Origin of the sequence: Sphingopyxis sp. (genome assembly GCF_035686825.1) — a bacterium.
Taxonomy (GTDB): Bacteria; Pseudomonadota; Alphaproteobacteria; order Sphingomonadales; family Sphingomonadaceae; genus Sphingopyxis.
On record NZ_DASRYZ010000002.1, the window covers coordinates 410688 to 432045 of the forward strand.

Genomic DNA, 21358 nt, shown 5'->3' on the forward strand with positions numbered 1-21358 from the left:
CCGCCTCACCAGTCGCGCCGGATGGTGATGCCCAGGAATCGTCCGACCGCGGAATAATTGGTCGTATCAAATGGGGTATCGCCAGCCGCCGCGACAGTCGTTCTCTCCGGCTTCGCATTGAGAATATTTAGGGCGCTCAGCGAGACCTCAGCGAGGGTGCCGATCTTGATCCGCCCGGTCAGATCGAGCGTCGCCATCGAAGAGATTTTCAGCGGGACCGGCCGCCGCCGATCGGTCACACCCCCGGTGAAACTGACGAAGCCGGAAAGTGAGAAGCGCTCATCACCGAAGGTCGCGCCGCCTCGTGCCTTGAAATGAGGCGAGTTGAAGATGGTCCCGGCAAGGTTCGTCGCCGGGAGGCCGGGAAGGAGCCGCTGCCAGCTGTCGATCCAGGTCGCACTTGCGGCGAGGGTCAGTGACCGCCCACCCGCCATCGGCGCGCGGTAGCGAAGCGAGAGGTCGGCGCCCTGATATTGCTGCACCGCGATGTTGCGATCACGGCCGTCAAGAAGCGCAATGACTCTGGCGGGGTCGTAGGGTCCGCCCGTTGCATTAACCAGCGGCGCATTGGCGCCCGAGATGGCCGCATCGAGGGCATCGGCGGCAGGGTCAAAGCTGACGAGGTCTGCGTAGAGCGGATTGGTCAGCGCGCCGAGTGGAGACGCGAATGGTGGCGCTACGCGGTCGCGATAGTCGATCCGGAAGAAGCTCGTCACGATCTCGAGCCGCGGCGATGGCCGGAAAGTCGCGCTCAGCGTAATATTCTCCGAACGCTCGGGACCAACCTCAGGGTTCGGGCCACCGATGTAGAGATAGGTCGAACCCGGCGGGAAGAGATTGCCATAGCCGGTGACAGGCAAAAGCAGCGCCGTGTAGCCGGTGTATTGCTGGATGAGCGTAGGCATCTTGAACGAGCGGCCCCATGAGATGCCGAGGCTGAGCTCCGGAACGGGAGCGTAGACGAAACCGAGCTTCGGGGTGACGATACTTCCCGAATCCGAATAATCCTCCCAGCGGAGCGCCGCCGTGAGCGAGGCCCGATGCGCGAAGCCGAGGCGCTGGGACGGACTAGCTAGCGGGATGAAGATTTCGCCATAGGCGAAGCTGTTTGCGCGCGCCGCACTGAAGCGGCGACCGCCAAGCTCGACGCCGATGCGGTTGCGCCGCCAGCCGCCGCCTGCGGCCAGCCGGGCATCGCCGGCAGGCAACGCAAACAGCGGACCCTCAATTCCAGCCTCGATTGCGAGATTGCGATTATTGTAGGTGCGGACGGCCTGCGTCGCGACATCATTGGTGTAGTTGTCGGTAAGGGCGTTGGTCTTGTCGGTACCGTACAGACCGGTAATTCGCGCATTCCACGATCCGCCGAGATCGGCCTCGAAGGTGGGTGCGACACCTAAGGTCACGAACTTCGTGGTGGCCAGGAAGCCCCGGGTCGTGACCGGGCGGTCGACGAACAGGGCGCGGACGCTGCTTGTATTGCCGCGCTTGTAGATCAGGTCGCCCGACAATTTTACGCTGTGTGCGACCTCTTGATGGCCGCTCAGCAAAACACTGTGACGCTTGAGTTGGGGATAGAATGTCGATGCCGGGTTACTGCTCTCCGAATAAGTCCGGTCGCGCGCATAGATCGCGCTGTTATCGAAATAATCATATGTCGCGACAAATCCGCCGCCGGACCATTTTGCGCCGCCGAGCAGATTATATTGCTGCTGGAAGTTGCCGCCGTCGGTCGACCCTCCGAGACGGGCGCTCGTCGTGACGCCTTCATAGTCCTTGCGCAGCTTGATGTTGACCACGCCGGCCACCGCATCGGCGCCGTAAATTGCCGACGCGCCGTCGGCGACGATCTCCACGCGTTCGACCGCGGCAACAGGGATCGCACTGACGTCGATGACGCTCTGCGTACCGCTGTAGCTGAACCGGTTCCCGTTGAGCAGGGTCAATGTCGCATTCGGGCCGACGCCGCGGAGATTGAATGTTGAAGCGCCATTGACGTTGACATTCTCGTTCCCGGTCCCTTGTCCGCTGCCAATTCCTGGATTCTGGCCGCCACCGAAATTCTGCGGCAGGCTTCGGGCAACCTCACCGAGATCGGCTTGGCCCGCGTCGCGGATATCATCGCCGGTAATCGTGATGACGGGCGCGGGCGGTGGCGCGCCTTCAATGCGGGAGCCCGTCACGACGATAGCCGCATCGTCGGTGACGTCGGCGGATGTCTGGCTGCTACGCTGTCGTCGAATGATTACCGAGCGACCGTCGAATTCCGCCGACAGCAGCGTCGCTCGCAGAAGCGCATCGATGGCTTCGCGCGGCGTGAATGTGCCGTTGAGCGGCGGAGAGCGCCGACCCACTAGATCCTCGCTCGATGCGTAGAGCTCGAGCCCGGCGCGCGCGGCAACGCCCTTGAGGGCGTCGCCGAGATCCTGTGCTTGCAGGCTATAGGACTGGCGCGCCTCCTCATAAGCTTCCGCATCGGCCGGCGCAACGAGCAGCGCCGCGCCGGCAAGCAGCTCCAGCGCCGAACGGGATTTGAAAATCGTCATCTAACTCCCCCCTTTTTGGTCGGCCGTGCGTTGGGCGCAGGGCCAGTGGGGAGCGTTGACGCTCGTCTTCAGCCTACCTTAGGCGGAGAGTGAAATTATCTGCGGCGAAGCCGAATGCCGTCGTCGCGCCGGTCGAGCTCAAGGTCCAGCAACTGTGCGATGCGCCGTGCAAACCCGTCCGCATCTGCAATGTGGAAGCGTCCCGAGATTTCGCGCGATGCGAGCGCTGGGTCATCGATGACGATCGGGCGAGCCGCATATCGGTTCGCCTCTTCGACAAGCCGATCGAGGCGAATGGCGCGATGTTCCGACCAACCCGTCGTCCAGTCCGCGGACGATTTCACGATGGCGGGCGAGCCCCCATCGGAGACCATTTGGCCGGTCCGGTAATGGCTGCGCTGGCCGATACGCAATGCGGCTGGCCGCGACGATGTCGCCATCGCGGAGCGGACGGCGGCGGCACCCCTTGCCAGTTCGACTGCAATGATATCGCTCGTCTCAATGCTGACGTCGATCGTCGCGTCCCGCGCCGCGATGACGGTGGCGCCGGCATCGACGCGAAACGGCCGGGCGTCGGCGGCGATCGCGAGGCGGGCACGCCCGCGCGACAGGCGCAGGCGCCGTTCGCCGCCATCCATCGAAAATTCGGCCACGCTGTCGGTATCAAGGACGACGGTCGATCCGTCGGCGAGGCGGAAGGTGCGGATTTCGCCGCGCCTGGTCGCGAGCGGTTCGGCCGCATAGGCGGACGCCGCCCCGGGTTGCATGGGACCCGGAACGGGGGCGCCGCCAGCCCCTATCGCAAAGACGAAGAGCGCAGCCGCCGCCGCGACGGTTCCGGCAATCTGCCATCGGCGCGCCTGCACGAAGCCCCACGGATCGAAGCGGCGCGGCCCGAATTTTTGGGAGGTCTTGAGAATATCACTTCGCGCGAACCTCCCGGCGGCGCGCTCATAGGCGCGGCGGTTTTCGGGCGAGGTCGCCAGCCATTCCTCGAACTCCGCGCGAAGCGAGGGCGCGTCCTCACCTCGCATCTTGACGACCCAGGCGCGCGCGACTTCCGCGCTCGAATAGCTTCCGGCGCCAGGCGATCCGTCGTCATCGTTCATCGGCAGCCTTCCAGAGCCCTGTCGATATGCGCGAGTGCCTTCATCATATGATATTCCACCGTCGCAACACTGATACCCACCCGTTCGTGGATCTCCCGATAGCTGAGTTCGTCGACGCGGTGCATCAGGAAAACGCGGCGTGTCTTTGGCGGCATGGCCTCGACGGCCTGTTCGTAAAGGCGCAGGAGGTCGGCGGCTTCCAGGCCATGCTCCTGCTCCGCCGGGCAAGCCGCATCATGCTCCTCGCGCAGCGAAAAGAGTAGGACATTGTCGCGCCGGTGGCGGCGGGCCCGGTCGATCAGCAGATTCTGGGCGATCCGGCGAAGAAAGCCGCCCGGATTGACGAGGCGATGCCGCTGGGGACTGCCCGCCGCGCGCGCGAACACGTCCTGCATCAGATCGGGCGCCGCCTCGTCGCCCGCGCGGCGGCCGAGAAAGCGCAGCAGGGCGGCGCCATGCCGGCGAAAGGCGTCGTCGAGGCTTGCCCCGTCGTCCCCGGGGGCCTGTGCCGGAGCGCGGTGCTCGTCGGCATCGCCCGGTCGGTGATGGCAGGCCGAAGCGACCGAGAAGGGATGGCGCTGTGCCGCGGCACGCTTGAGGGGAGGCGGTGACAAGGATCGGGCCTGAACATATACGCGCGAAACGGGCCGGCGGCACCGGTCGTCTCGTCATCCAGGGCAGTGCCATTGCATCGATCCGGCAAACCTGTCCGATGCGGCCGCCCGGCCTGCGGGGACGGGCGTAAATAATGCCTGGCATATTCTGTGCCGCGCCCGCCAATGAGGGGGCGCTGCGAGGAATCATGACAAGCGGCCGCGCGATTGACAAGCAAAAGGACGTCTTCGGCGCCGCGTCGTGGTTCCTGCCGTAACGCATGGCGAATGTCATTCGCCCGGTGCGAGCAGCCGCGTCATGCGATCGGCCGCTTGCCCCCGGCTGTGATGATAGCGAAGCAACAGATCGCGAACGCGGCCGTCGGCTTCTCTCTCATCTATCGCTCGTTCGAGTGTCGCCAGTTCGCCGTCTGACTCGGGCATCACGGCGCCTTCCTGGAGGCGCATCAGATGCAGCCGGTCATTGATCGCGGAGACGGTGGCCAGCAGTGCGCCGTTGCCCGCGCGGCCGGCGATATCGAGGAACAGGCGAGCGGTGCGCTCCGCCACGTTGCCGCCGATCTCGGTGCGGCGATCCCGGGCAGCCGGGACCACCGACATGGCTGCCAGCAACAAGATGCAGTTGAGCTCGAGCAGGTCGCGGAGCTCGTCCTGCCCGAGGCGGGGTACCCGAAAGCCTTCGCCCGGCGTGACATCGACCATATGTTCGCCCGCGAGGCGCCACAGACTGTCGCGGACGGGGGTGATGCTCACGCCAAGTTCGTCGGCGAGCTTGGCCGCCTCAAGCCGGAGGCCGGCGGGCCATTTTCCGATCTTGAGGCGTAGCTTGATCGCCTCGTAGGTTGGTTCGAGGACATGCGCCGGGCTCACCGCCGAGGCTCCTGCTCGGCGAACTCTGCGAGCATCGCTGCCTGGTCCGGTCGGAGCGCATCGATCGCGGCGAGATGCTCGGGCACCGTCTCGCCGAGTAGGATGGACGGACATTGTCCCTCGTAATTGCCAAGATTGGGGCGGTGCTGCACATAGCCGGCGAGCGCCGCGAGTTCGGGCGAAAAGCGTCGTGCGATCTCGGGCGGATAGGCGAGCCAGTTATTCTCATAGGGCTTGAGCCAGCCAAGGCTGTAGCCGATCACGACCCCGCGCCGCACCCGCGACGTGATATTTGCGCCGGCGCCATGCGCTGTCGATCCGAGAAAGCAGATCGCCGATCCGGGCGAGCATTCGGCGACGACCGGCTCGCCGGGATCGTCTTTGGCCATGCCTTCCGGACCATGGCTGTAAGGATAGAGGTGCGTTGCGCCATTATCGGCCGTAAAGCGCGTGAGCGGCCAGATGATGTTGACCAGATATTCGTGCGCGCCCTTGGCGCCCGCCCACATGTCATGGTCGCGGTGCGGGAATTGCCGCTTCTCGCCGGGATGAATCTCGATCGCCTGCGCGACATTGAGCTGGATGCGGTCGCAGCTGTCGCCGAGCACCGCGTCGACGATCGCGAGAATTTGGGGTTCGAGCGCAAGCGCCTCGACATGGCGCGACCGCTTGAGAAGACCCCCGAATCTTTTGGTCCGATAGCCGTAGAAATGACCTTCGCCAAAGGGCGTCGCCGCAAACAGCGGATCGAGATCCGCGTCAAGTTCGGCGATCAGCTTCGCCGGTATGAGGTCCTCGAGAATGCAGTAGCCGCGCGCGTTCAACTCGGCCGTCGCTTCGGCGACATCGACCCGCTTCATTGCTCCAGCCCCCGGCCCGCGGTCAGACGGAGCTCGGCGGGTTGATAGATGCCCCGCTCTCTCAGACCGGCGAGCGTCTTGTCGTCGATCCGGATGTGCAGCGCGCCCAAGCCGGTTCCGATTTCCAGCGCGCTGCCGAGCGTCCGGCAATCCCATCCGAACTCGACGATCTGGCAAAGCCACCCGGGCTCGGCGACGCCGATATAGTCGGTGATGCCGCATCGCAGGGCGTGCTCGGCAAGGGCGGTCACGAGCTGGTTCCGGGCCGAGCGGCGTTCGGCGGCGGACTGGTTGCGGTCGAGGCAGAAGCGGGTGATCTCGCGGACCAAGGGACCATGGGGAGGCGGGCCGTCGCAGAGATGCGCATAATATTCGCCGAGAAGGTGCGGACCGTCGGTCCGGAGCAGCCGGGTCGAAGCACGGTGCCGACCATCACGATCCATCAGAATGAGATATTCGGCGTCGGCCGTGTCATATTGGTCGACCTCATATTGGCCCGCCAGCACGGGCACGTCCCACCCGAGCAGGTCGACGAACACCTGTTTTCGTGCCGCGAACATGGCGCGCAGCGCCGTATCTCCGGGCGCCTGCGGCGCCCGCACCAAATTGTCCTGCATGTCGGCTCTCCGATTTTCGACGTGCAGGGATCAGACCATGATCGCGGCTTCCCCGGCATCCCCATATCTGGGGAGGGCCGGGACGATTTTTCGGACCGCCGGGTCGCCTACGGATCGCGCCAGTCGAAGATGTCGGCGAATCCGATCAAGCCGTCGAACAGCGCGCAGAGGATCAGCGCATTGCCGCTGTGAACATTGTAGCGTTCGCGCGCGGTCCTGAAATGCTGGATCACGGTCGATTCCGAAATGTCGAGGATGATCGCGATCTCGCCCGCGGTCTTGCCGCGCGCCGACCACAAGACGCACTCGCGCTGCCGCTCGCTGAGGGTCGGGCGTTCCTTTGGAAAGCCGGCTCCCGAGATTTGTCTCGCTCGGGCGAGCGCGAAGGCGCCGACGATTTCGGCGACGTCGAGAGCATCGGCCGGCAATATCCGGTCAGGGCGGACGACGAAGGAGCAGGACCCGCTGGCGTCGCCGGGAAGATGCCGCGGCACGGTGTAGCCGTCGCCGATCCCATGTTCGCGGCCGACCGACAGCATCTGCCGGTCGCCGCGCGTCAGCGGAATATAGCGATCGATATGCTGCCATTCGAAGCCCGTCATCGACCGCTCGCCGGCGCGGCGGACAGGGTCGGCGCCGCCAAGCTCGAACCCGATATAGACGCGCGCCCAGGCGTCGGGATAGTCGTGCAGCAGGATCGCCGATCGTCCGATCGCGGGGAGGCGCTTTTCATAGGAAAGCGCGAAATGGTCGAAACCGATCCGCGCTGCGGCGTCGGTCAGTGCGCGGTGGAGGCTCTCCTCGTTCGCCGCGCTGTGGATATCGGAGACGAGACGCTCCGTGAGTTCATTCTGCATTGCTGTCTTTGCGGCTGCCGGGGCGGTCCCAACCCGCTCTCCGTGCACGCCGCCCCGATGGGCCCGCCGGTGACATTTCCTTTCCGCTCCCGACGGGCGGCTGCGCAAGCCGTCGGACTTTTGCCGCGGCGGGACATATTGCTAGCCGGAAAACTCCGCTTTTCAACAGGATAAACTTTCAGTTCTGACTTCAATCGGCTCGGGGCAGGGGCTGGCGGTGGCGCTTTCACGCCGGGCTTCGGGCGGCCACCTGCGGCGGCCGGAGGAAGAGGGACCTTCGGATTTCGGGACAGGCTGGGAGCCGGGAGAGAGTCTCGCGGCGGCCTGTCACGGAGAAAAACCATGGCCAAGGCCGCGCAGAAGATCACCCTCAGCCCGTCGCTCGACATCCCGTTCGACCGGCTGCAACTGTCCCAGTCCAACGTCCGGCGCATCAAATGCGGCGTGTCGATCGGCGAGCTTGCCGAGGATATCGCTCGCCGCACGCTGCTCCAGAGCCTCAACGTCCGGCCCCTGCTCGACACCGCGGGCGCGGAGACGGGGTCCTATGAAATTCCGGCCGGCGGCCGGAGGTTTCGCGCGCTCGAACTGCTGGTGAAGCAGAAAAGGCTCGCGAAGGATGCGCCGATCCCCTGCATCGTCCAGCGCGCCGGCGAGGCCATCCTCGCCGAGGAAGACAGCTATGCCGAAAATGCGGTGCGCGAACAGCTCCATCCGCTCGATCAGTTTCGCGGCATGCAGGCGATGGTCGAAAAGGGGGCCGAGCCTGAGGATATCGCGGCGCATTTCATGACGACCCCGGCGGTCGTGCGCCAGCGCCTCAAGCTCGCTGCCGTCTCGCCGAAGCTTCACGACGTCTACGCGGCGGACGCGATGACGCTGGAACAGTTGATGGCGTTCACCATCTCGGACGATCATGCGCGGCAGGAGCAAGTCTGGGAGTTGCTTGAAAGCAGCTTCAACCGCTCCGCCACCTATATCCGGCAAAAGCTGACCGAGGATAGCGTGCGCGCCGCCGACAAGCGGGTCGGCTTCGTCACCGTCGAGGCCTATCTCGAAGCGGGCGGGAGCATTGTGCGCGACCTGTTCGAAGCCGATAATGGCGGCTGGCTGACCGATCCGGCGCTGCTCGACCGGCTTGTCGATGCGAGGCTGGAGGCGGAGGCCGCGCGGATCGGCGCGGAAGGCTGGAAGTGGGTCGATACCGCCGTCGAACTCCCTTGGAATGCGACGCATGCGCTGCGCCGTATCGCCGGGACCGAGGCCGAACTGACCGATGAGGAGGCGGCCAAGCTCGCGGCGCTCGAGGAAGAAGCGGACACGCTCTCGGAGCAATGGTCCGAAGAGCCCGACGTCCCCGCTGAAATCCATGCGCGCCTCGAGGCGATCGACGCCGAGATCGGCACGCTCGCCGACCGTCCGCAGCTCTTCGATCCCGAGGAGATCGGGATCGCCGGCGCCTTCGTGTCTATCGATCCGCGCGGGAATTTGACGGTCGAGCGCGGCTTCGTGCGGCCCGAGGACGAGCCGGTGGCCGGCGAAGCTGGCGGCGAGGAGAAAGGGAGCGGTGACGGCGGTCCCGGCGATCGGGACGCACCTGCGGAAGTCATGGGCGGAGAAATGACCGCCGAGCCCGATCCTGCGGAGGAGGAGCTGAAGCCGCTGTCGGAGCGGACAGTGTCGGATCTCACCTGCTGGCGCACGCTCGCGTTGCAGGATGCTTTTGCGCGCGATCCCGGAGTGGCCTTCGCGACCGTCCTGCACGGTCTCGTCCTCGCGACCTTCTATGGATACAGCCACGAATCCTGTCTCCAGCTGACGCTGCATCCGGTCGGATTCAGCAACGCGCCGGGGGGTCTGCGCGACACGCCGCCGGCGCAGGCGATCGCCGAGCGCGCGGAAGCCTGGCGCGCCCGGCTGCCGAAGTCCGACAAGGATGTGTGGGACGCGCTGCTCGAACTGGACGGCGACGAGCAGATGGCCCTGTTCGCACATTGCGCATCGCTCGCGGTCAATGCGCAGGCCGAGATCGTTCCCAAATATGACAATGGCCGCATCTCGAAGCACATGGTCGAGCGGCGGATTGCGCACAGCCATGTCCTGGCGCGCGCGGTCGGGCTCGATCTCGTCGAGGCCGGCTGGCGTCCGACCGCCTCGGGCTATCTCGGGAGCGTGACCAAGCCGCGCATCCTCGCAGACGTCGCCGAGGCGCGCGGCGAGAATTTCGCGCAGATGATCGACCATCTGAAAAAGGCCGACATGGCGCGCGAGGCGGAGCGGCTTCTGGAAGACAGCGGCTGGCTCCCGGAACCGATGCGCACGCCGGGGGCCGAGGAAGCGGCCGTTCAGGGCGATGCAACTGGCGGCGCTGCCGCCGCGGGGGCGTCCGACCTGCCGCCCTTCCTCGACGACGAGGCGGGCACCGACGAACTGCCGATCGCGGCTGAATGACCGTTCGGGGCGGCAGAACCGCCCCGGACCTGTCCATCCCATTTTCCAGGAGCCCGTCGACGCGCGGGCTCTTGGCATTTCAGGAGCACATATCATGTCTGCACAGGCCATAATGGACCATGCGCCGCTCGGCGCGATCATCCGCTTTTCGGACGGCGCCCCGCGTCCGTCCGATCGTTTCCGGCGCAAGCTCGCCGACTGGGAAAACCGCAACGACAAGGGGCGGCTGATCCGCAAGGAGCCGCCGCGTATCGGCAAAAGCCTCAATTATCCGGGCGGCTTTTCGCTCCATCTCGGTGACTATGGATCGAACGGGGTCGTCGTCATCAAGTTCACGCGGAGCTTTCAGGCGACGACGCGGCTCAGTTTCGAGATCGTCGACCTGCCGCCGCCGGGCAGTATCCGGATCCTGAGACAAGTCGGCGAGGGCGAGGAACTCGAATATCTCGCGCCGGACGCGGCTGCCGCCGACGAATGGCTTGCGCGCAATCATTTGGCGAAAGTCCGGATCGAGACCGTCGGAGCTCGGGCATCGCCGTTGACGCATACGGCCCCGGTAATCGTGACGTCGTGATTTCGCTGCCGGGCGAAAAGACTGGCCAGCCCGCCCCGGTCGATCGCCGGGGCGGGCCCCTTTGTTGCCTGGCCATCGAGAACGACCGCGCTCGCCGGGCAGAGACGAAATGAGCGGGGCTATGGCCCACACTGACCGAATGGGATTCGGCCAGAGTGGGGCGCTTATCCGCGGCCCCGCGCACACGCTGAAACCGGCCGGACTGCGGTCATTCGGCCCCTTGGCAGCCGACAGGCCCCGGCTGCCGGGCCTCAGATCGGCCAGCATCGAGCCTCCTTTCAGGGTGCGGTCTTCTGGCAGCCGGCGCGGCCGGCTGCGCAGCCGCCGATGGCGGCGCGAGAGGCCGAGGGCCTGCCTGAACGGGTGCGCGCAGCGGGATCGAGAAAGCTGCGGCGCTTTCCTGAACCATCCGGAGACCTGTCATGACATCATCTTCCAAGGCGGCGCCTTGCGCCACTGCCGCGCACCAGGCGCAAACATCGGTTGCGCGTGCGATTTTCTCCCTTCTGGCTGCCGAGGTGCTGCTTCCGCACCTCGAGCGGAGCAAGGCACTGGATGCGTCGGCGCTGCGCACGCATGCCTATGGCGGGAACGACGCCCAAGGCGCCTGGGAGTGGAAGGCGGCCTCATGACCAGTCCCGCTGCCGAAATCGCCCGCCGCCTCGGCGGCAATGCTGAGGGCGTATGCCGCCGCTATCTCTCGAACGGACGTCGCGAGGGCCATTATTGGCTCGTCGGCGATATCCGCAATACGCCGGGGCGGAGCCTCTACGTCCGGCTTGTTTCCTCCGATGGCGGCGGAGCCGCGGGCAAATGGACCGATGCCGCGACCGGCGATCATGGCGATCTCCTCGATATCATCGCGGCGAGCTGCGGCCATGCGATGATGCGCGAAACGCTCACCGAAGCGCGGCTGTTCCTCTCGCTGCCGCAGCCGCCCGTGGGCATGGCGAACCCGCGCCCAGCCAAAGCGCCGACGGGGTCGCCCGAGACCGCGCGGCGCCTGTGGGCTGCCTCGAGGCCCTTGCCCGGAAGCCTCGCGGCGCACTATCTCGCCCGTCGCGCCATCCGCAACATCGGCGGACTCGCTGCGCTGCGCTTCCATCCGTCCTGCCATTATCGGCCCTCCGAAGACGATGTCCCGAATGTACGGACGGCGTGGCCGGCGCTGATCGCGGCGGCAACCGACGACGACGGTAGCATCATGAGCGTGCACCGGACATGGCTCGACAAGGGCGGCGAGGCTAAGGCACCGGTCGCCTGTCCGCGGCGTGCGATGGGACTTTTGCTCGGGAACGGCGTCCGCTTCGGCCCTGCCGGTCCGGTCATGGCCGCGGGCGAGGGCCTCGAAACGATCCTGTCGCTGCGCCAGGCGATGCCCGCGATGCCGATGATCGCGGGGCTCTCGGGCGCGCATCTCGCCGCCATCGTCTTTCCTGCAGGTCTGCGCCGGCTCTATGTCGCGCGCGACGACGACAAGGCGGGCGCGGCGGCGCTGGCGACGCTGACCGGTCGCGCCGAGGAGGCCGGAATCCCCGTCGTCCGGCTCGAACCCCGCCGCGATGATTTCAACAGCGACCTCTGCGCCTTCGGGCTGGAAGCGCTTGGTGCGTCGCTGCGGGGCCAGCTCAGCGCTGCCGACGCCGCCCGGTTTCTGGGATGATCGGGATTCGCCGGAAAGGGGCGGGATGGACCGCCGGAGAATTCGATCAGCGTGAACATCACAATCCTCGCGGGACGCCGCGCTCCCGGCCTTCCCGGAGGGCGACTGCGGCTGCCGGTCCGGCAGCGCAATGGCGTGCGCGCGGCTATTTTCCGCCGGGGCCCGAGAGCCCCTTTGCATCGCGAGGCAAAATAGCAGCGCGCCCGCCATCCTCCGCTGGCGCTGCGGCCGCTCTGAACTGGGGCATCGACACGAACTTCGGGCAAGCGCGGTGCGCGGGCGGACCGGCTGCCGCCTTGCGTCGCCGGAAGGCCGCGCGAGGCGCGGCTGCAGCGCAAGGATACTCATCATGCTCGACGACGAAATGTCTCCCGAACCGCAGGACCGGGCCGGACCCGGCTCGACCGCCTATCTGCTCCAGGAAATGCAGCTGTTCGGCCATCGGCCCTTTGAGGACGAACCCGACCCGCGGCCGCTTCCCGACGCTCGCCTCGCCGCTGGCGCGGTCGCCGATATATTCGACGCGCTGGCGGGATGTATCGAGGATACGCGGATCGAGCCCGATCTCGACGACCTGCTCTGGAATCTGGTGAACCTCTTCCACCGCGCCGGCGAGCGCGCCGATCGCGAGCTCGATGACAATGAGCAGGCGCAGCGACGGCTGCAGCGCGAACAGGATGGCAGCGAGATCCGCTCGGTCGAGCTCGAACAGGCGATCGCCGAGGGCATCTCGATGATCGAACGGCGCGATACGATGGAATTTTTTCGCGAAGCCGCCGCCGAGCAGTATCGGACCCGGACGCGCAAGGCATGGACGCCGCGCACCGGCTCGCGCATCCGCCACCAAGCGATGACGGCCTCGGTCATCGACAGCCGCGACTTCATGGATCGTCGCCTGCACGAAAAGGCCGGGGCGCTCCTGCCCGAGGGGACACGGATCGCGTTCAGCGGGGGCCCCGCCTGCAACGATCACCGGCATATCTGGTCGGCGCTCGATCGCATCCATGCCCGGCATGCCGACATGGTTCTGCTCCACGGGGCAACGCCGACCGGCGCCGAGCGCGCCGCGGCATGCTGGGCCGATAGCCGCGGCGTGCCGCAGGTTGCTTTCCGGCCCGACTGGAACCGCCACAAGAAGGCCGCGCCGTTCAAGCGCAACGACCGGATGATCGACGCGATGCCGGTTGGGCTGGTCGTTTTCTCGGGGACGGGGATCCAGGACAATCTTGTCGACAAGGCGCGCGCCTTTGGGATCCCGGTCTGGGATTTCCGCGTGGCGGGGGGCGGTTAGCCAGCCCCTCCATCGGCTTGAACGAATGCTATGACGGGGAGGGCACGCCGTGCTGCCGGGGAGGACGGCGACCGATGATTACGGAAGCCGCCGCCGCTCTAGAATAAAAATGCTGTCCGCTGTCGTTTTGGCGTTTCCATACAATCGCGACTCATCTCGTATCTTTATGGGCGCGTCCGCGACCCAGAGAGCTCAGCCTTTCGCGAGGACGAGATCTCAATCTGACACCCGTCCGGTTTCGATCGGTCGGGTGTCTTTTTTAACGGTTGCGGGGTCTGATCAGCAACATAGCGCTGCGGGTGCGCGGTGATTATAGCGTCCTTCCGCCCGGGGCAGGCCCGAGGCGCCTGAAGGAGAATTTTATGAACCACGCCGAACTTTCGGACAGCGTCGCGGCCGCGCTCGGCCTCAGCAAGGCGGACGGCAAGAAAGCCGTCGACGCCGTCATCGCGGCGATCGCCGACGCAGTCGCTAAAGGCGAGGAAGTCTCGGTCGCCGGCTTCGGCAAGTTCAAGGTCAAGGAATCGGCGGCGCGTGAAGGCCGCAATCCCGCCACCGGCGCGGCGATCCAGATTCCGGCATCGAAGAAGCTCGGCTTCACGGCCGCCAAGGCCGTCAAGGATCGCCTCAACAGCTGATCCGAAAGCCCCCCGCCGGCGCGGCCGGCGGGGGGCTCGATATTGTTGGGCACGCGCCCGATCGGACTCGCGCAGCGCACGCTTTTCCAGCCAGACTTCGATCTGCAAAACGGTGTGACGTACTGCCAGAGGTCGCCTTCCCCAGCGACGGCACCACTCGCCAATCGTTCGGCCGACTGAATTTTGTCATATGTAGGCTCCATGCTATCATCGCTCGATAATACCGGAGTCGCAAAACATGGGAACCAAGGCCGACCATGACCTTTGGGGCCAGGCGCTCGCTATCGAATCCCGATACGGGGATCGCGGGCTGGAGGTAATCGCGCGCAAGGTCGAGGATCTTTGCCGCGCCGGACAGGATTCCGAAGCCGAATTCTGGAGCGAGGTCGCCGAGTGCCTCACCGAATTGCATTCGATTCGCTGGCCGGGCGGAATAAGTACGGTAACTCCGTCTGCTGCTGGCGGCGATGCTCCCACCCCATCGCGTCGTCGAGGCGGTCAGGCGTCGCCAAGACGATATATCGGCGTCCGCTGAAGCGGGCTGCCGCGGGCGTTGCCCGCTGGCGGGATCGCATCGCGAGCGTTCGGGCCGGACGGCATATCTAGACGGTGGGAAGGCTCATTCGCTCAGCGGCGGCGGCCGGCGAGGGCTTCGAGCTCGGCGATCCGTTCGGCGCAGATGGTCTGGACGACCTGCCCTAGCTCCTCGACGCAGCGGCCGAGCCAGCGGAGTTCGGCTTCGGTGATGCGATAATGTTTCGAGTAGCGCGCCTTCACATAGGCTTCTTTCAGCTTCTCGAAGCGCGAGCGGTCAGGGCGGGTTTCGCGGGGCCAGGCATGGACAAGACGGATGTCGATCCGTTCGGCCTGGGTGCGGAGGAAAGCGAGATTATGGACGTGCGGTGTGTAGAAGGTGCAGACGAGGAGGACGCAGTGATAATAACTTTCTGTTGCTTGGTGGAGTAAGAACGCCGCCTTCTTCGTCCAGCCTCTGTTCGTGGCAAATTTGGCTGTTTCGAAGAATTCTAATCCGCTCGCTGACCACTCCTCAAAATACTCTTGGGCCATCAAGAGAGCGTCGTCGGGCGTCTTCGGCTTGGGAGTATGCAGTTCCTTGTCGTCGGACTCGTAGATTGCGATGCCGTCGCGCGCGACGTCCATGAAGAAATAGCGACCGTGCGCGAGGCCGTCGTTCACTTCCTGAAGCGTGTGCACGATAAAGTTGACCGGCGTGTGGAGGGTCTTGTCGATCGCAAGCTCGCGGTTGAGCCGGGCCTCGAGCTTCAGCCAATAATCGACCCGCTCGGTCAGCCTCTTGTCGTTGACGATGATCAAGAGGTCGAAATCCGAGCGATAGCCCTTCGCCGTGTGCGGCTCGTCGACCCAGCCGCCGCGCGCATAGCTGCCGTAGAGAATGATCTTCTCGATCCGGCCCTTTTTCTTCCACCCTTGGGTGGCGAGGGCGAGCGCATCCTCGAATTCCTCGAAGATGATCTGCTGTACGCGCTCGAGTTCGCGCTGCTTGTGCGGGGGAAGATGATCGACGTCGGTTCGCATTGTTTTCAGTGTGATGGCACGGCGCGCGAATGGCAACCTGATCGGAGCAAATCTTGTCCGAATTGGTGATCGGAATGGGGAGGGCGGATGCCAGCTGCACGGCTGGCGAGGGGTCAGCGCTTTAAAGATTGCCGTGCGAGCTGGCACTTAAGTGGATAATTTTCGCTTTAAATTAATTCATTCTTCCACACGCTTGTCCTATCCATCCTATCTTTATGTCGATTGTACAAAGATAATTTAAAGCGCACCTAAGCTACTACGACGCATGAAAATCAATGTTGCTTTAAATTACCTCTCATGATAATGAGTCTGCAACGTAACCTTGATTCGGAGAAGCGCGATCCCCGATCGGCACGCCATCATCACCTTTAAAGGCACGGCGGCAGGTCTGCTCAGCGAAATCGGTAATGGAAGCCAGTTCACCTATGCCGATGGCTGGGATACCGACATTGCCTGCGCACTGCCGACAGTCCGCCGCGACCATGTCTACCGCGACGGACTGATCCCCTTTTTCCAGCATCTGGGTCCCGAGGGCTGGCTTCGCGGCCTGCAGGCGCGCGCGGGCGGGGCCACCGATCAGGATGATTTCGGGATCCTGCTGCAATATGGCGCCGACTGCATCGGCGCGGTCGGCGTCCTGCCTGCCGACGGCGTGGCGCCCGTCCACCATGTCGAAGGCAGCGTGTCCGAGGAAGCCGCGGTGACCGCGTCGCGCACCGTGTCTGGCGTCCAGCGCAAGCTCCTGGCCTGGCACGACGGCACCGGCTTTCGCCCCTCGGTCGAAGCCGGCGAACCCGCGACGCATATCGCAAAATTCAATCATAATGACGAGCCGACCCTCGTTCAGAATGAGGATCTCAGCCTGCGTCTCGCGCGCGAGATATTGGGCGAGGCTGAGGTGACGCGCGCCGCGCCCGCGGCCGTCGCGGGCATCGACGGGCTCGCACTCTTGGTCGAGAGGTTCGACCGCGACGAGGGCGTAAGGCTCAGGCTCGAAGATTTCGCGCAGATATTGGGCAAGCCGCGGGGCGCACAGTTCGGCGGCAAATATGATTCGAGCTATGAGGAAGCCGCGAGCGTGATCGCCGGCTTCTCGTCGCGTGCGAGGCTCGACCTCGATCGCTATTTCCGGCTGGTCGTCTTCAATTTCGCGCTCGGCAACGCCGATGCGCATCTGAAGAATTTCTCGCTGCTCGAGCGGCCCGAGGGTCTTCGCCTCAGCCCGGCCTATGATCTTCTGAACAGCCTGCTCTATCCCTTCAGCCGCGAGACCGCGCTCGCTATCGGCGGAAGGAAGCGCGAGTTCGACACTTTGTCGCGCGCGGTCGTTGAACGCTTCGGGCTCGACATCGGTCTACCGAAGGCAGCGGTCGATCTCGCGCTCGCCGATCTGGCGAAGCGCCTCGCCGATCCGAAGACCCTGCGCTTCGCTGCGCCCGTCGACGCAGGCGATTTCCGGGCACGCTTCAAGGCAGGCGTCGAGGAAAACAGCCGGAGGATATTCGCATGAGCAGCGCACCGCTCGACTGGCAGGCACTCGTCGACGAGGCCGTGCGCCGCCGCAAGGCGGAAGGCCACACGCAAAAATCGCTGGCGGCACTCGCCGGCGTCAGCCTGCCGACCGTCAATGCCTTCGAGCAGGGCGATATCAAGCTGCGGCTCGAGAAGGTCTTCAATATTCTCGACGCGCTCGGCCTGGTGATCCTGCCCAGTACGCCGGGGAGCTTTGCGGCGTTCGTCCGGGCGGCGCGTCAGCGCTGGGCCGAACTCGTTGCGCCGCTCGACCCTTCGCATCCGTCGCGCCAGACGCTCGGGCACGTGTCCTATGCCTATGAACTCGGTAATGGGGAAAGCCACGAAACATTGGGCTCGCTCCGGAACATCCTCGCCAGGCTACCCTCCACCTCAGGCTGGACACCCTTCTGGTTGCCGACAAAAGACAGCATACGCCCGGTCATCCGGGACGGTCTCATCGAATGCTGGCTCGGTGATCCTGCCGCCGACCGGTTCTTCCTCGACGCCGCGCACAGCGATTTCTGGCAGGTGACCGGCGACCTCAAGGGCTATTTGCGCCGCGGTTTTCAGGAAGATGGCTCGGGCAATCTCGAACCCGGGACGATCTTCGATCTGACGCTCCCCGTCTGGCGGACGGCGGAAGTTTTCGTCCATATCCTCAATCTGGCGCGAGCGCTCGAACTCGACCCCGCGACGCCGGTCCGCTTCGAGAGCCGTTACGCCGGCCTTGAGGGGCGCCAGCTCATTTCTTGGGCAGCACCGCTCCGTTGGCCGCTCACCGATACCCAGCGCAGCCGGACCAGCGCGGCCAAGCTTGCGACGACCACAAGTATCGCTGAGCTCCAGAGTGATTTCGCCGACGTGGTCCACCGCACCCTGACGCCGCTCTACGATCTGTTCGATGGCTATGACGCAACCCTCCAGTTCGTCGGATCGGAACTTGATGAATTCCGGCGTTCGGCGCTGAGCTTCGGGACGCCGCGTTAGGCGTCGTGCGGTCCGTTCCGGGAATCTGCACATTGTCGAACGCGCCGGACTCCTCTCGGTTCAAGCTCTGCGAGCCGTTTCGAGCGGACGGCCCGGGCGACCTGATCGGGCTTCTCACGCGGCGGATGATTCAGCGGATCTCGGCCTGCGACACCAAGCTATTGTTTCCCCATGAAGCGTTTCAATCGCTCGCGTCCCTCCACGGTCTGGACGGCGATATCGGCATTCGCGCATTCTTCGCCGCTGGCAGAACCCTCCTTGCAGGCGGCAATAACCGCACGCGCCTCTTGGACATTAGCTTCAAAAAACTGTGTGCTGCGCGGTTCGCTCGCGCTGCAGGCGCCTAGAATGACGAGCATTGGGACCAGAGTCTTTTTCATGTTCCGTCTCCTTGCGGATGAAGAAGGAACCATAATTGCCTCAACGGGAATGGCGACAAGAACTAGGACCGGATTTGACTTCAATCGATGAAAAATGCGCTCGGCGACCCGATAATATGTCGGCCTTGCCTCATGTCAGCCGTTTCTGCCTTGACTGGCGTCTGCCTGAAAGCGGTCATTTGATCGCCACGCTTATCGTGCCTTCTCCCGGTCTGTACGGTGCGATTTGCGACACCTGAAAGGCGAAGTCGAAACCGGGCTAGCGCGTTGCGTTAGTGTGAGATCGCCCGCCATGATTGGCACGCGCCCTCGCCATAACCCGCTGCACTGCATCGGTCACGGCCTTCCGCATGAAGATCCTTCGTTTGTCGTCGACAATATTCTCGAGGCCGTCGGGATGGTTAGGAAATGACGCGAATTGGCACTTGTCCGTTAAGGCGTACTTCCGAACCGAAAGCGGATTGGTCGTAATCGGCCATTCGCGCACGTCACTGTCAAACGAGACCGGCAAGCGTGTCCGGCTGCCCGCGCCGTTCCAAGCGCCAGCCGCAGCAAACGGCCCGTCAGGGTATTTTCTCGGTCACTTTTGCCCTTTCGAGCCAGCGGCTATATTCAGCGAGGAAGGGCGATGCGGGATCGACGAGCGCGAGCATCCCCGGCATCGCTTCGAGCGCACGGCGGTTGGGCGCGTTCAGGAAGATGATCACACCGTCTCTCGACGGTTTGTAGACATAGGCGACGGCCAGTTGCGCCCAATCGGCACCGCCATGCTCGAGCACCGTGACGCCATCATATTTCAGCACGTTGAAGCCGAGGCCGTAGCCCTGCTGGGCGGGGCACGGCAAATTGGGCGCATCTTCGCAGTGGACGATGCGCTCGCTGCCCTTGTCCGATTGCACATGATCGCGATCGCTGGCGATCGCCGGGCCGTAGCCGTCCGCGTCTATCACCGCGACGAGGAACTCGGCATAGTCCTCAACCGTCGTCATCATATCCGAGGCAGCGGACCAGTCGCCTTGCTTGCGGCAGAAGGCCGTGCCTTCGGGGCGGCAGAAATAACCGTGGAACACGCCGCCATCGTCAACCGGGCGGGCGATCTTGTCCGCGTGTTCGGTGCGGACCGTGAAATCGGTGTGGGCCATGCCCACCGGCTTCGCGTTAGTCTGGTATCTATGTACGATTGTGAGCTTCGGTTTGACGCCATCATGGATCCACGCCGGACTCTCGGTGGTCCCGTTCGGTCCGGTGGCGTTGGCGTGGCAGATGTTTCAAGGCGTGACCCTTTATGCCGCGTTGGTCCTCTTCGTGTATTGGCGCGACGCGACGGCTCGACTTGAGGCTCTTCGGGCCGGGCGCGCTGCCGCAACCGAACTAGCGACGAACGCCCCTGCGCGCGAAACGCTTGGTTCGCTTCTCGTGCGCTGCGACAGGGAAGTGGTCCCGGTCGCGCTCGACGACATCGTGATCATTTCGGGCGTCGACGGATATGCGGAAGTCGTCACCAACGCGCGCCGACTGCTTTCGACTACGACCCTGACGCGCTTCGAGGCGATCCTTCCTCCCGAACAGTTCGTCCGTGTGCACCGATCGCGCATCGTCCGTCTGGGCGCGATCCGGCACGCCGAACCCGCCGGCAACGGCAAGCTGCTTATCCACATGGAGAATGGCGACATGGTGAACACCAGCCGAGCCGGCGCACGTGCGTTGAAAGCGCGTGCCGTTTGAATCTTCGGGCGGGTCGCTTCACCGTCGCCTGAGGCATTTCAAAGGTTTTTTCTCACCGGCAACCTCGCATGACTAGTTCTGCGCCGTGCTCGACGCAGGTGCCGAGCCCCGTGGAGGACAGCGATGAAGCAATTGGAATGGCGCCATGGTCTCGTGGCAATGGCGGCGCTCGCCCTCGCCGGTTGCGCCACAACGCGTCAGTTGCCCGGGCCACCCTTCGGCGAGGTCGCGGCGCCCCACGGGTCTGCGGCGCTGCTTCTGGAGCGCCGGCTCGGAGAGATCGTTGTAGAACAGCGAGTGATCACGGCAGGCGTTGGTGTGATCAGGCACGGCAAGCTCGTCTGGAGTGCCTATTTCGGCGAGCAGTCGCCGGGCGTGCCCGCCAGCGCTGCGACCCGGTTCAATACGGCGTCGATCACCAAGACCGTCACCGCCGAAACGATTTTGCGCCTCGTGGGTCAAGGGAAGCTTTCGCTCGACGAAACGATGGCGGAATATTGGGTCGACCCCGACATCGCCGCAGATCCGCGCCGCTTCGACCTGACCCCGCGCATCGCGCTTACGCATATGACGGGCTTCCCCAATTGGCGGTTCTTCCGACGTGACGGCAAGCTCGCATTCGAGCGAGCGCCCGGCGCCGGCTATGGCTATTCCGGAGAAGGGTTTCAGTATCTCGCTCGGTTTGCGGAAAGAAAGCTGGCCAAGCCTTTCCCGCAGCTTGTCGATGAGACGGTCCTGAAGGCGACGGCCAGCGGCACATGCAACGCCGCGGCCACCGCAGGCCGGCGATCCACTACAAAGCGTGCGAGCAACTGGTAGAATCCAGTCCCTGCCAAACCGATGCCCAGCGTATTGTTGGCCGCATAAAACATCGAAGAACCGACCGGTTGATCAAGTGTCGCGAGGAACGCCGCAGCATAGCCGAAGAAGACCAAGACGAGCCCGGCCACCGCAGCGGATGCAGTCGGCGATGCCTGGAACCAAGCTATGGGACGGCTAAGCGAACGTGAAACCGTCTCCGCGAGTTGTTTGAAATCGAAATGCAGCCGCCGCCTCATCCGACCAGTCTGCATGAGAGTCCCGGCCAAGCGCAACTCCATAACA

Annotated in this window: 20 protein-coding genes; 10 read left to right on the forward strand and 10 right to left on the reverse strand. The window is 64.5% G+C overall.

Annotated features, from left to right (window positions below; genetic code table 11):
* Nucleotides 1–5 precede the first annotated feature (5 nt).
* The 7 genes from VFG17_RS03320 to VFG17_RS03350 all read right to left on the reverse strand — a co-directional run bounded on the left by VFG17_RS03320 (nt 6) and on the right by VFG17_RS03350 (nt 7473).
* Nucleotides 6–2546, reverse strand: a complete 2541-nt coding sequence (locus tag VFG17_RS03320) for a TonB-dependent receptor (protein ID WP_325028036.1) — start codon at nt 2544–2546, stop codon at nt 6–8.
* A gap of 95 nt (nt 2547–2641) precedes the next feature.
* Nucleotides 2642–3655: a FecR family protein gene (locus VFG17_RS03325; RefSeq protein WP_325028037.1), complete on the reverse strand. Its 1014-nt coding sequence runs from the start codon at nt 3653–3655 to the stop codon at nt 2642–2644.
* Nucleotides 3652–4269: an RNA polymerase sigma factor gene (locus VFG17_RS03330; protein ID WP_325028038.1), complete on the reverse strand. Its 618-nt coding sequence runs from the start codon at nt 4267–4269 to the stop codon at nt 3652–3654. Before VFG17_RS03330 ends, VFG17_RS03325 begins: the two co-directional genes overlap by 4 nt.
* A gap of 270 nt (nt 4270–4539) precedes the next feature.
* Entirely contained in the window at nt 4540–5139 is a 600-nt protein-coding gene (locus VFG17_RS03335) for a GntR family transcriptional regulator (RefSeq protein ID WP_325028039.1), read from the reverse strand.
* Nucleotides 5136–5999: a phytanoyl-CoA dioxygenase family protein gene (locus tag VFG17_RS03340; protein WP_325028040.1), complete on the reverse strand. Its 864-nt coding sequence runs from the start codon at nt 5997–5999 to the stop codon at nt 5136–5138. The genes VFG17_RS03335 and VFG17_RS03340 overlap by 4 nt, the downstream gene beginning before the upstream one ends.
* Nucleotides 5996–6616, reverse strand: a complete 621-nt coding sequence (locus VFG17_RS03345; protein WP_325028041.1) for an acyl-homoserine-lactone synthase — start codon at nt 6614–6616, stop codon at nt 5996–5998. Before VFG17_RS03345 ends, VFG17_RS03340 begins: the two co-directional genes overlap by 4 nt.
* Before the next feature lie 107 nt (nt 6617–6723).
* Nucleotides 6724–7473, reverse strand: a complete 750-nt coding sequence (locus VFG17_RS03350; RefSeq protein WP_325028042.1) for a LuxR family transcriptional regulator — start codon at nt 7471–7473, stop codon at nt 6724–6726.
* A 342-nt stretch (nt 7474–7815) separates the two neighbouring features.
* Between VFG17_RS03350 and VFG17_RS03355 the strand changes: the two genes are divergently transcribed.
* From VFG17_RS03355 to VFG17_RS21600, 6 genes are all read left to right on the forward strand, one after another.
* On the forward strand, nt 7816–9924 hold the full coding sequence (locus VFG17_RS03355; protein WP_325028043.1) for a ParB/RepB/Spo0J family partition protein: 2109 nt from the start codon (nt 7816–7818) through the stop codon (nt 9922–9924).
* A gap of 94 nt (nt 9925–10018) precedes the next feature.
* Nucleotides 10019–10498 (forward strand): hypothetical protein, encoded by a 480-nt coding sequence (locus VFG17_RS03360; protein ID WP_325028044.1) that lies wholly within the window; start codon nt 10019–10021, stop codon nt 10496–10498.
* Nucleotides 10499–11126: 628 nt separating this feature from the next.
* Nucleotides 11127–12161, forward strand: a complete 1035-nt coding sequence (locus VFG17_RS03365) for a DUF7146 domain-containing protein (protein WP_325028045.1) — start codon at nt 11127–11129, stop codon at nt 12159–12161.
* A 349-nt stretch (nt 12162–12510) separates the two neighbouring features.
* On the forward strand, nt 12511–13452 hold the full coding sequence (locus tag VFG17_RS03370) for a DUF2493 domain-containing protein (RefSeq protein WP_325028046.1): 942 nt from the start codon (nt 12511–12513) through the stop codon (nt 13450–13452).
* 362 nt (nt 13453–13814) lie between these two features.
* Nucleotides 13815–14090 (forward strand): HU family DNA-binding protein, encoded by a 276-nt coding sequence (locus tag VFG17_RS03375; RefSeq protein ID WP_325028047.1) that lies wholly within the window; start codon nt 13815–13817, stop codon nt 14088–14090.
* 238 nt (nt 14091–14328) lie between these two features.
* On the forward strand, nt 14329–14625 hold the full coding sequence (locus VFG17_RS21600; protein ID WP_414712919.1) for a DUF6961 family protein: 297 nt from the start codon (nt 14329–14331) through the stop codon (nt 14623–14625).
* 92 nt (nt 14626–14717) lie between these two features.
* On the opposite strand, the gene VFG17_RS03380 is transcribed toward VFG17_RS21600, so the two are convergent.
* Nucleotides 14718–15647: a HEPN domain-containing protein gene (locus VFG17_RS03380; RefSeq protein ID WP_325028048.1), complete on the reverse strand. Its 930-nt coding sequence runs from the start codon at nt 15645–15647 to the stop codon at nt 14718–14720.
* A 322-nt stretch (nt 15648–15969) separates the two neighbouring features.
* Here VFG17_RS03380 and VFG17_RS03385 point away from each other — a divergent pair, with 322 nt between their 5' ends.
* Entirely contained in the window at nt 15970–17157 is a 1188-nt protein-coding gene (locus VFG17_RS03385; RefSeq protein ID WP_325028049.1) for a type II toxin-antitoxin system HipA family toxin, read from the forward strand.
* Nucleotides 17154–18149 carry a helix-turn-helix domain-containing protein gene (locus tag VFG17_RS03390; RefSeq protein WP_325028050.1) on the forward strand — a complete coding sequence of 332 codons (996 nt, stop codon included), beginning with the start codon at nt 17154–17156 and terminating at the stop codon, nt 18147–18149. Before VFG17_RS03385 ends, VFG17_RS03390 begins: the two co-directional genes overlap by 4 nt.
* 158 nt (nt 18150–18307) lie before the next feature.
* Here the strand turns inward: VFG17_RS03390 and VFG17_RS03395 are convergent, their stop codons facing one another.
* Nucleotides 18308–18529: an EexN family lipoprotein gene (locus VFG17_RS03395; protein WP_325028051.1), complete on the reverse strand. Its 222-nt coding sequence runs from the start codon at nt 18527–18529 to the stop codon at nt 18308–18310.
* Between the two features lie 563 nt (nt 18530–19092).
* On the reverse strand, nt 19093–19671 hold the full coding sequence (locus VFG17_RS03400) for a hypothetical protein (protein WP_325028052.1): 579 nt from the start codon (nt 19669–19671) through the stop codon (nt 19093–19095).
* Here VFG17_RS03400 and VFG17_RS03405 point away from each other — a divergent pair.
* Together VFG17_RS03405 and VFG17_RS03410 are read left to right on the forward strand one after the other, a co-directional pair.
* Nucleotides 19670–20254 (forward strand): LytTR family DNA-binding domain-containing protein, encoded by a 585-nt coding sequence (locus VFG17_RS03405; RefSeq protein ID WP_325028053.1) that lies wholly within the window; start codon nt 19670–19672, stop codon nt 20252–20254. The genes VFG17_RS03400 and VFG17_RS03405 overlap by 2 nt on opposite strands.
* Before the next feature lie 123 nt (nt 20255–20377).
* A complete protein-coding gene (locus VFG17_RS03410; protein WP_325028054.1) occupies nt 20378–21073 on the forward strand; it encodes a serine hydrolase domain-containing protein in 696 nt (231 codons plus the stop codon).
* Nucleotides 21074–21358: the final 285 nt, after the last annotated feature.

Excerpts from the sequence above, each read along its gene's own strand:
- VFG17_RS03395 (WP_325028051.1), bottom strand. The coding sequence starts at position 18,529 with ATGAAAAAGACTCTGGTCCCAATGCTCGTCATTCTAGGCGCCTGCAGC.
- VFG17_RS03375 (WP_325028047.1), top strand. The coding sequence starts at position 13,815 with ATGAACCACGCCGAACTTTCGGACAGCGTCGCGGCCGCGCTCGGCCTC.
- VFG17_RS03380 (WP_325028048.1), bottom strand. The coding sequence starts at position 15,647 with ATGCGAACCGACGTCGATCATCTTCCCCCGCACAAGCAGCGCGAACTC.
- VFG17_RS03320 (WP_325028036.1), bottom strand. The coding sequence starts at position 2,546 with ATGACGATTTTCAAATCCCGTTCGGCGCTGGAGCTGCTTGCCGGCGCG.
- VFG17_RS03400 (WP_325028052.1), bottom strand. The coding sequence starts at position 19,671 with ATGGCCCACACCGATTTCACGGTCCGCACCGAACACGCGGACAAGATC.
- VFG17_RS03355 (WP_325028043.1), top strand. The coding sequence starts at position 7,816 with ATGGCCAAGGCCGCGCAGAAGATCACCCTCAGCCCGTCGCTCGACATC.
- VFG17_RS03390 (WP_325028050.1), top strand. The coding sequence starts at position 17,154 with ATGAGCAGCGCACCGCTCGACTGGCAGGCACTCGTCGACGAGGCCGTG.
- VFG17_RS03345 (WP_325028041.1), bottom strand. The coding sequence starts at position 6,616 with ATGCAGGACAATTTGGTGCGGGCGCCGCAGGCGCCCGGAGATACGGCG.
- VFG17_RS03370 (WP_325028046.1), top strand. The coding sequence starts at position 12,511 with ATGCTCGACGACGAAATGTCTCCCGAACCGCAGGACCGGGCCGGACCC.
- VFG17_RS21600 (WP_414712919.1), top strand. The coding sequence starts at position 14,329 with ATGGGAACCAAGGCCGACCATGACCTTTGGGGCCAGGCGCTCGCTATC.
- VFG17_RS03410 (WP_325028054.1), top strand. The coding sequence starts at position 20,378 with ATGAAGCAATTGGAATGGCGCCATGGTCTCGTGGCAATGGCGGCGCTC.
- VFG17_RS03325 (WP_325028037.1), bottom strand. The coding sequence starts at position 3,655 with ATGAACGATGACGACGGATCGCCTGGCGCCGGAAGCTATTCGAGCGCG.
- VFG17_RS03360 (WP_325028044.1), top strand. The coding sequence starts at position 10,019 with ATGTCTGCACAGGCCATAATGGACCATGCGCCGCTCGGCGCGATCATC.
- VFG17_RS03405 (WP_325028053.1), top strand. The coding sequence starts at position 19,670 with ATGCCCACCGGCTTCGCGTTAGTCTGGTATCTATGTACGATTGTGAGC.
- VFG17_RS03350 (WP_325028042.1), bottom strand. The coding sequence starts at position 7,473 with ATGCAGAATGAACTCACGGAGCGTCTCGTCTCCGATATCCACAGCGCG.
- VFG17_RS03340 (WP_325028040.1), bottom strand. The coding sequence starts at position 5,999 with ATGAAGCGGGTCGATGTCGCCGAAGCGACGGCCGAGTTGAACGCGCGC.
- VFG17_RS03365 (WP_325028045.1), top strand. The coding sequence starts at position 11,127 with ATGACCAGTCCCGCTGCCGAAATCGCCCGCCGCCTCGGCGGCAATGCT.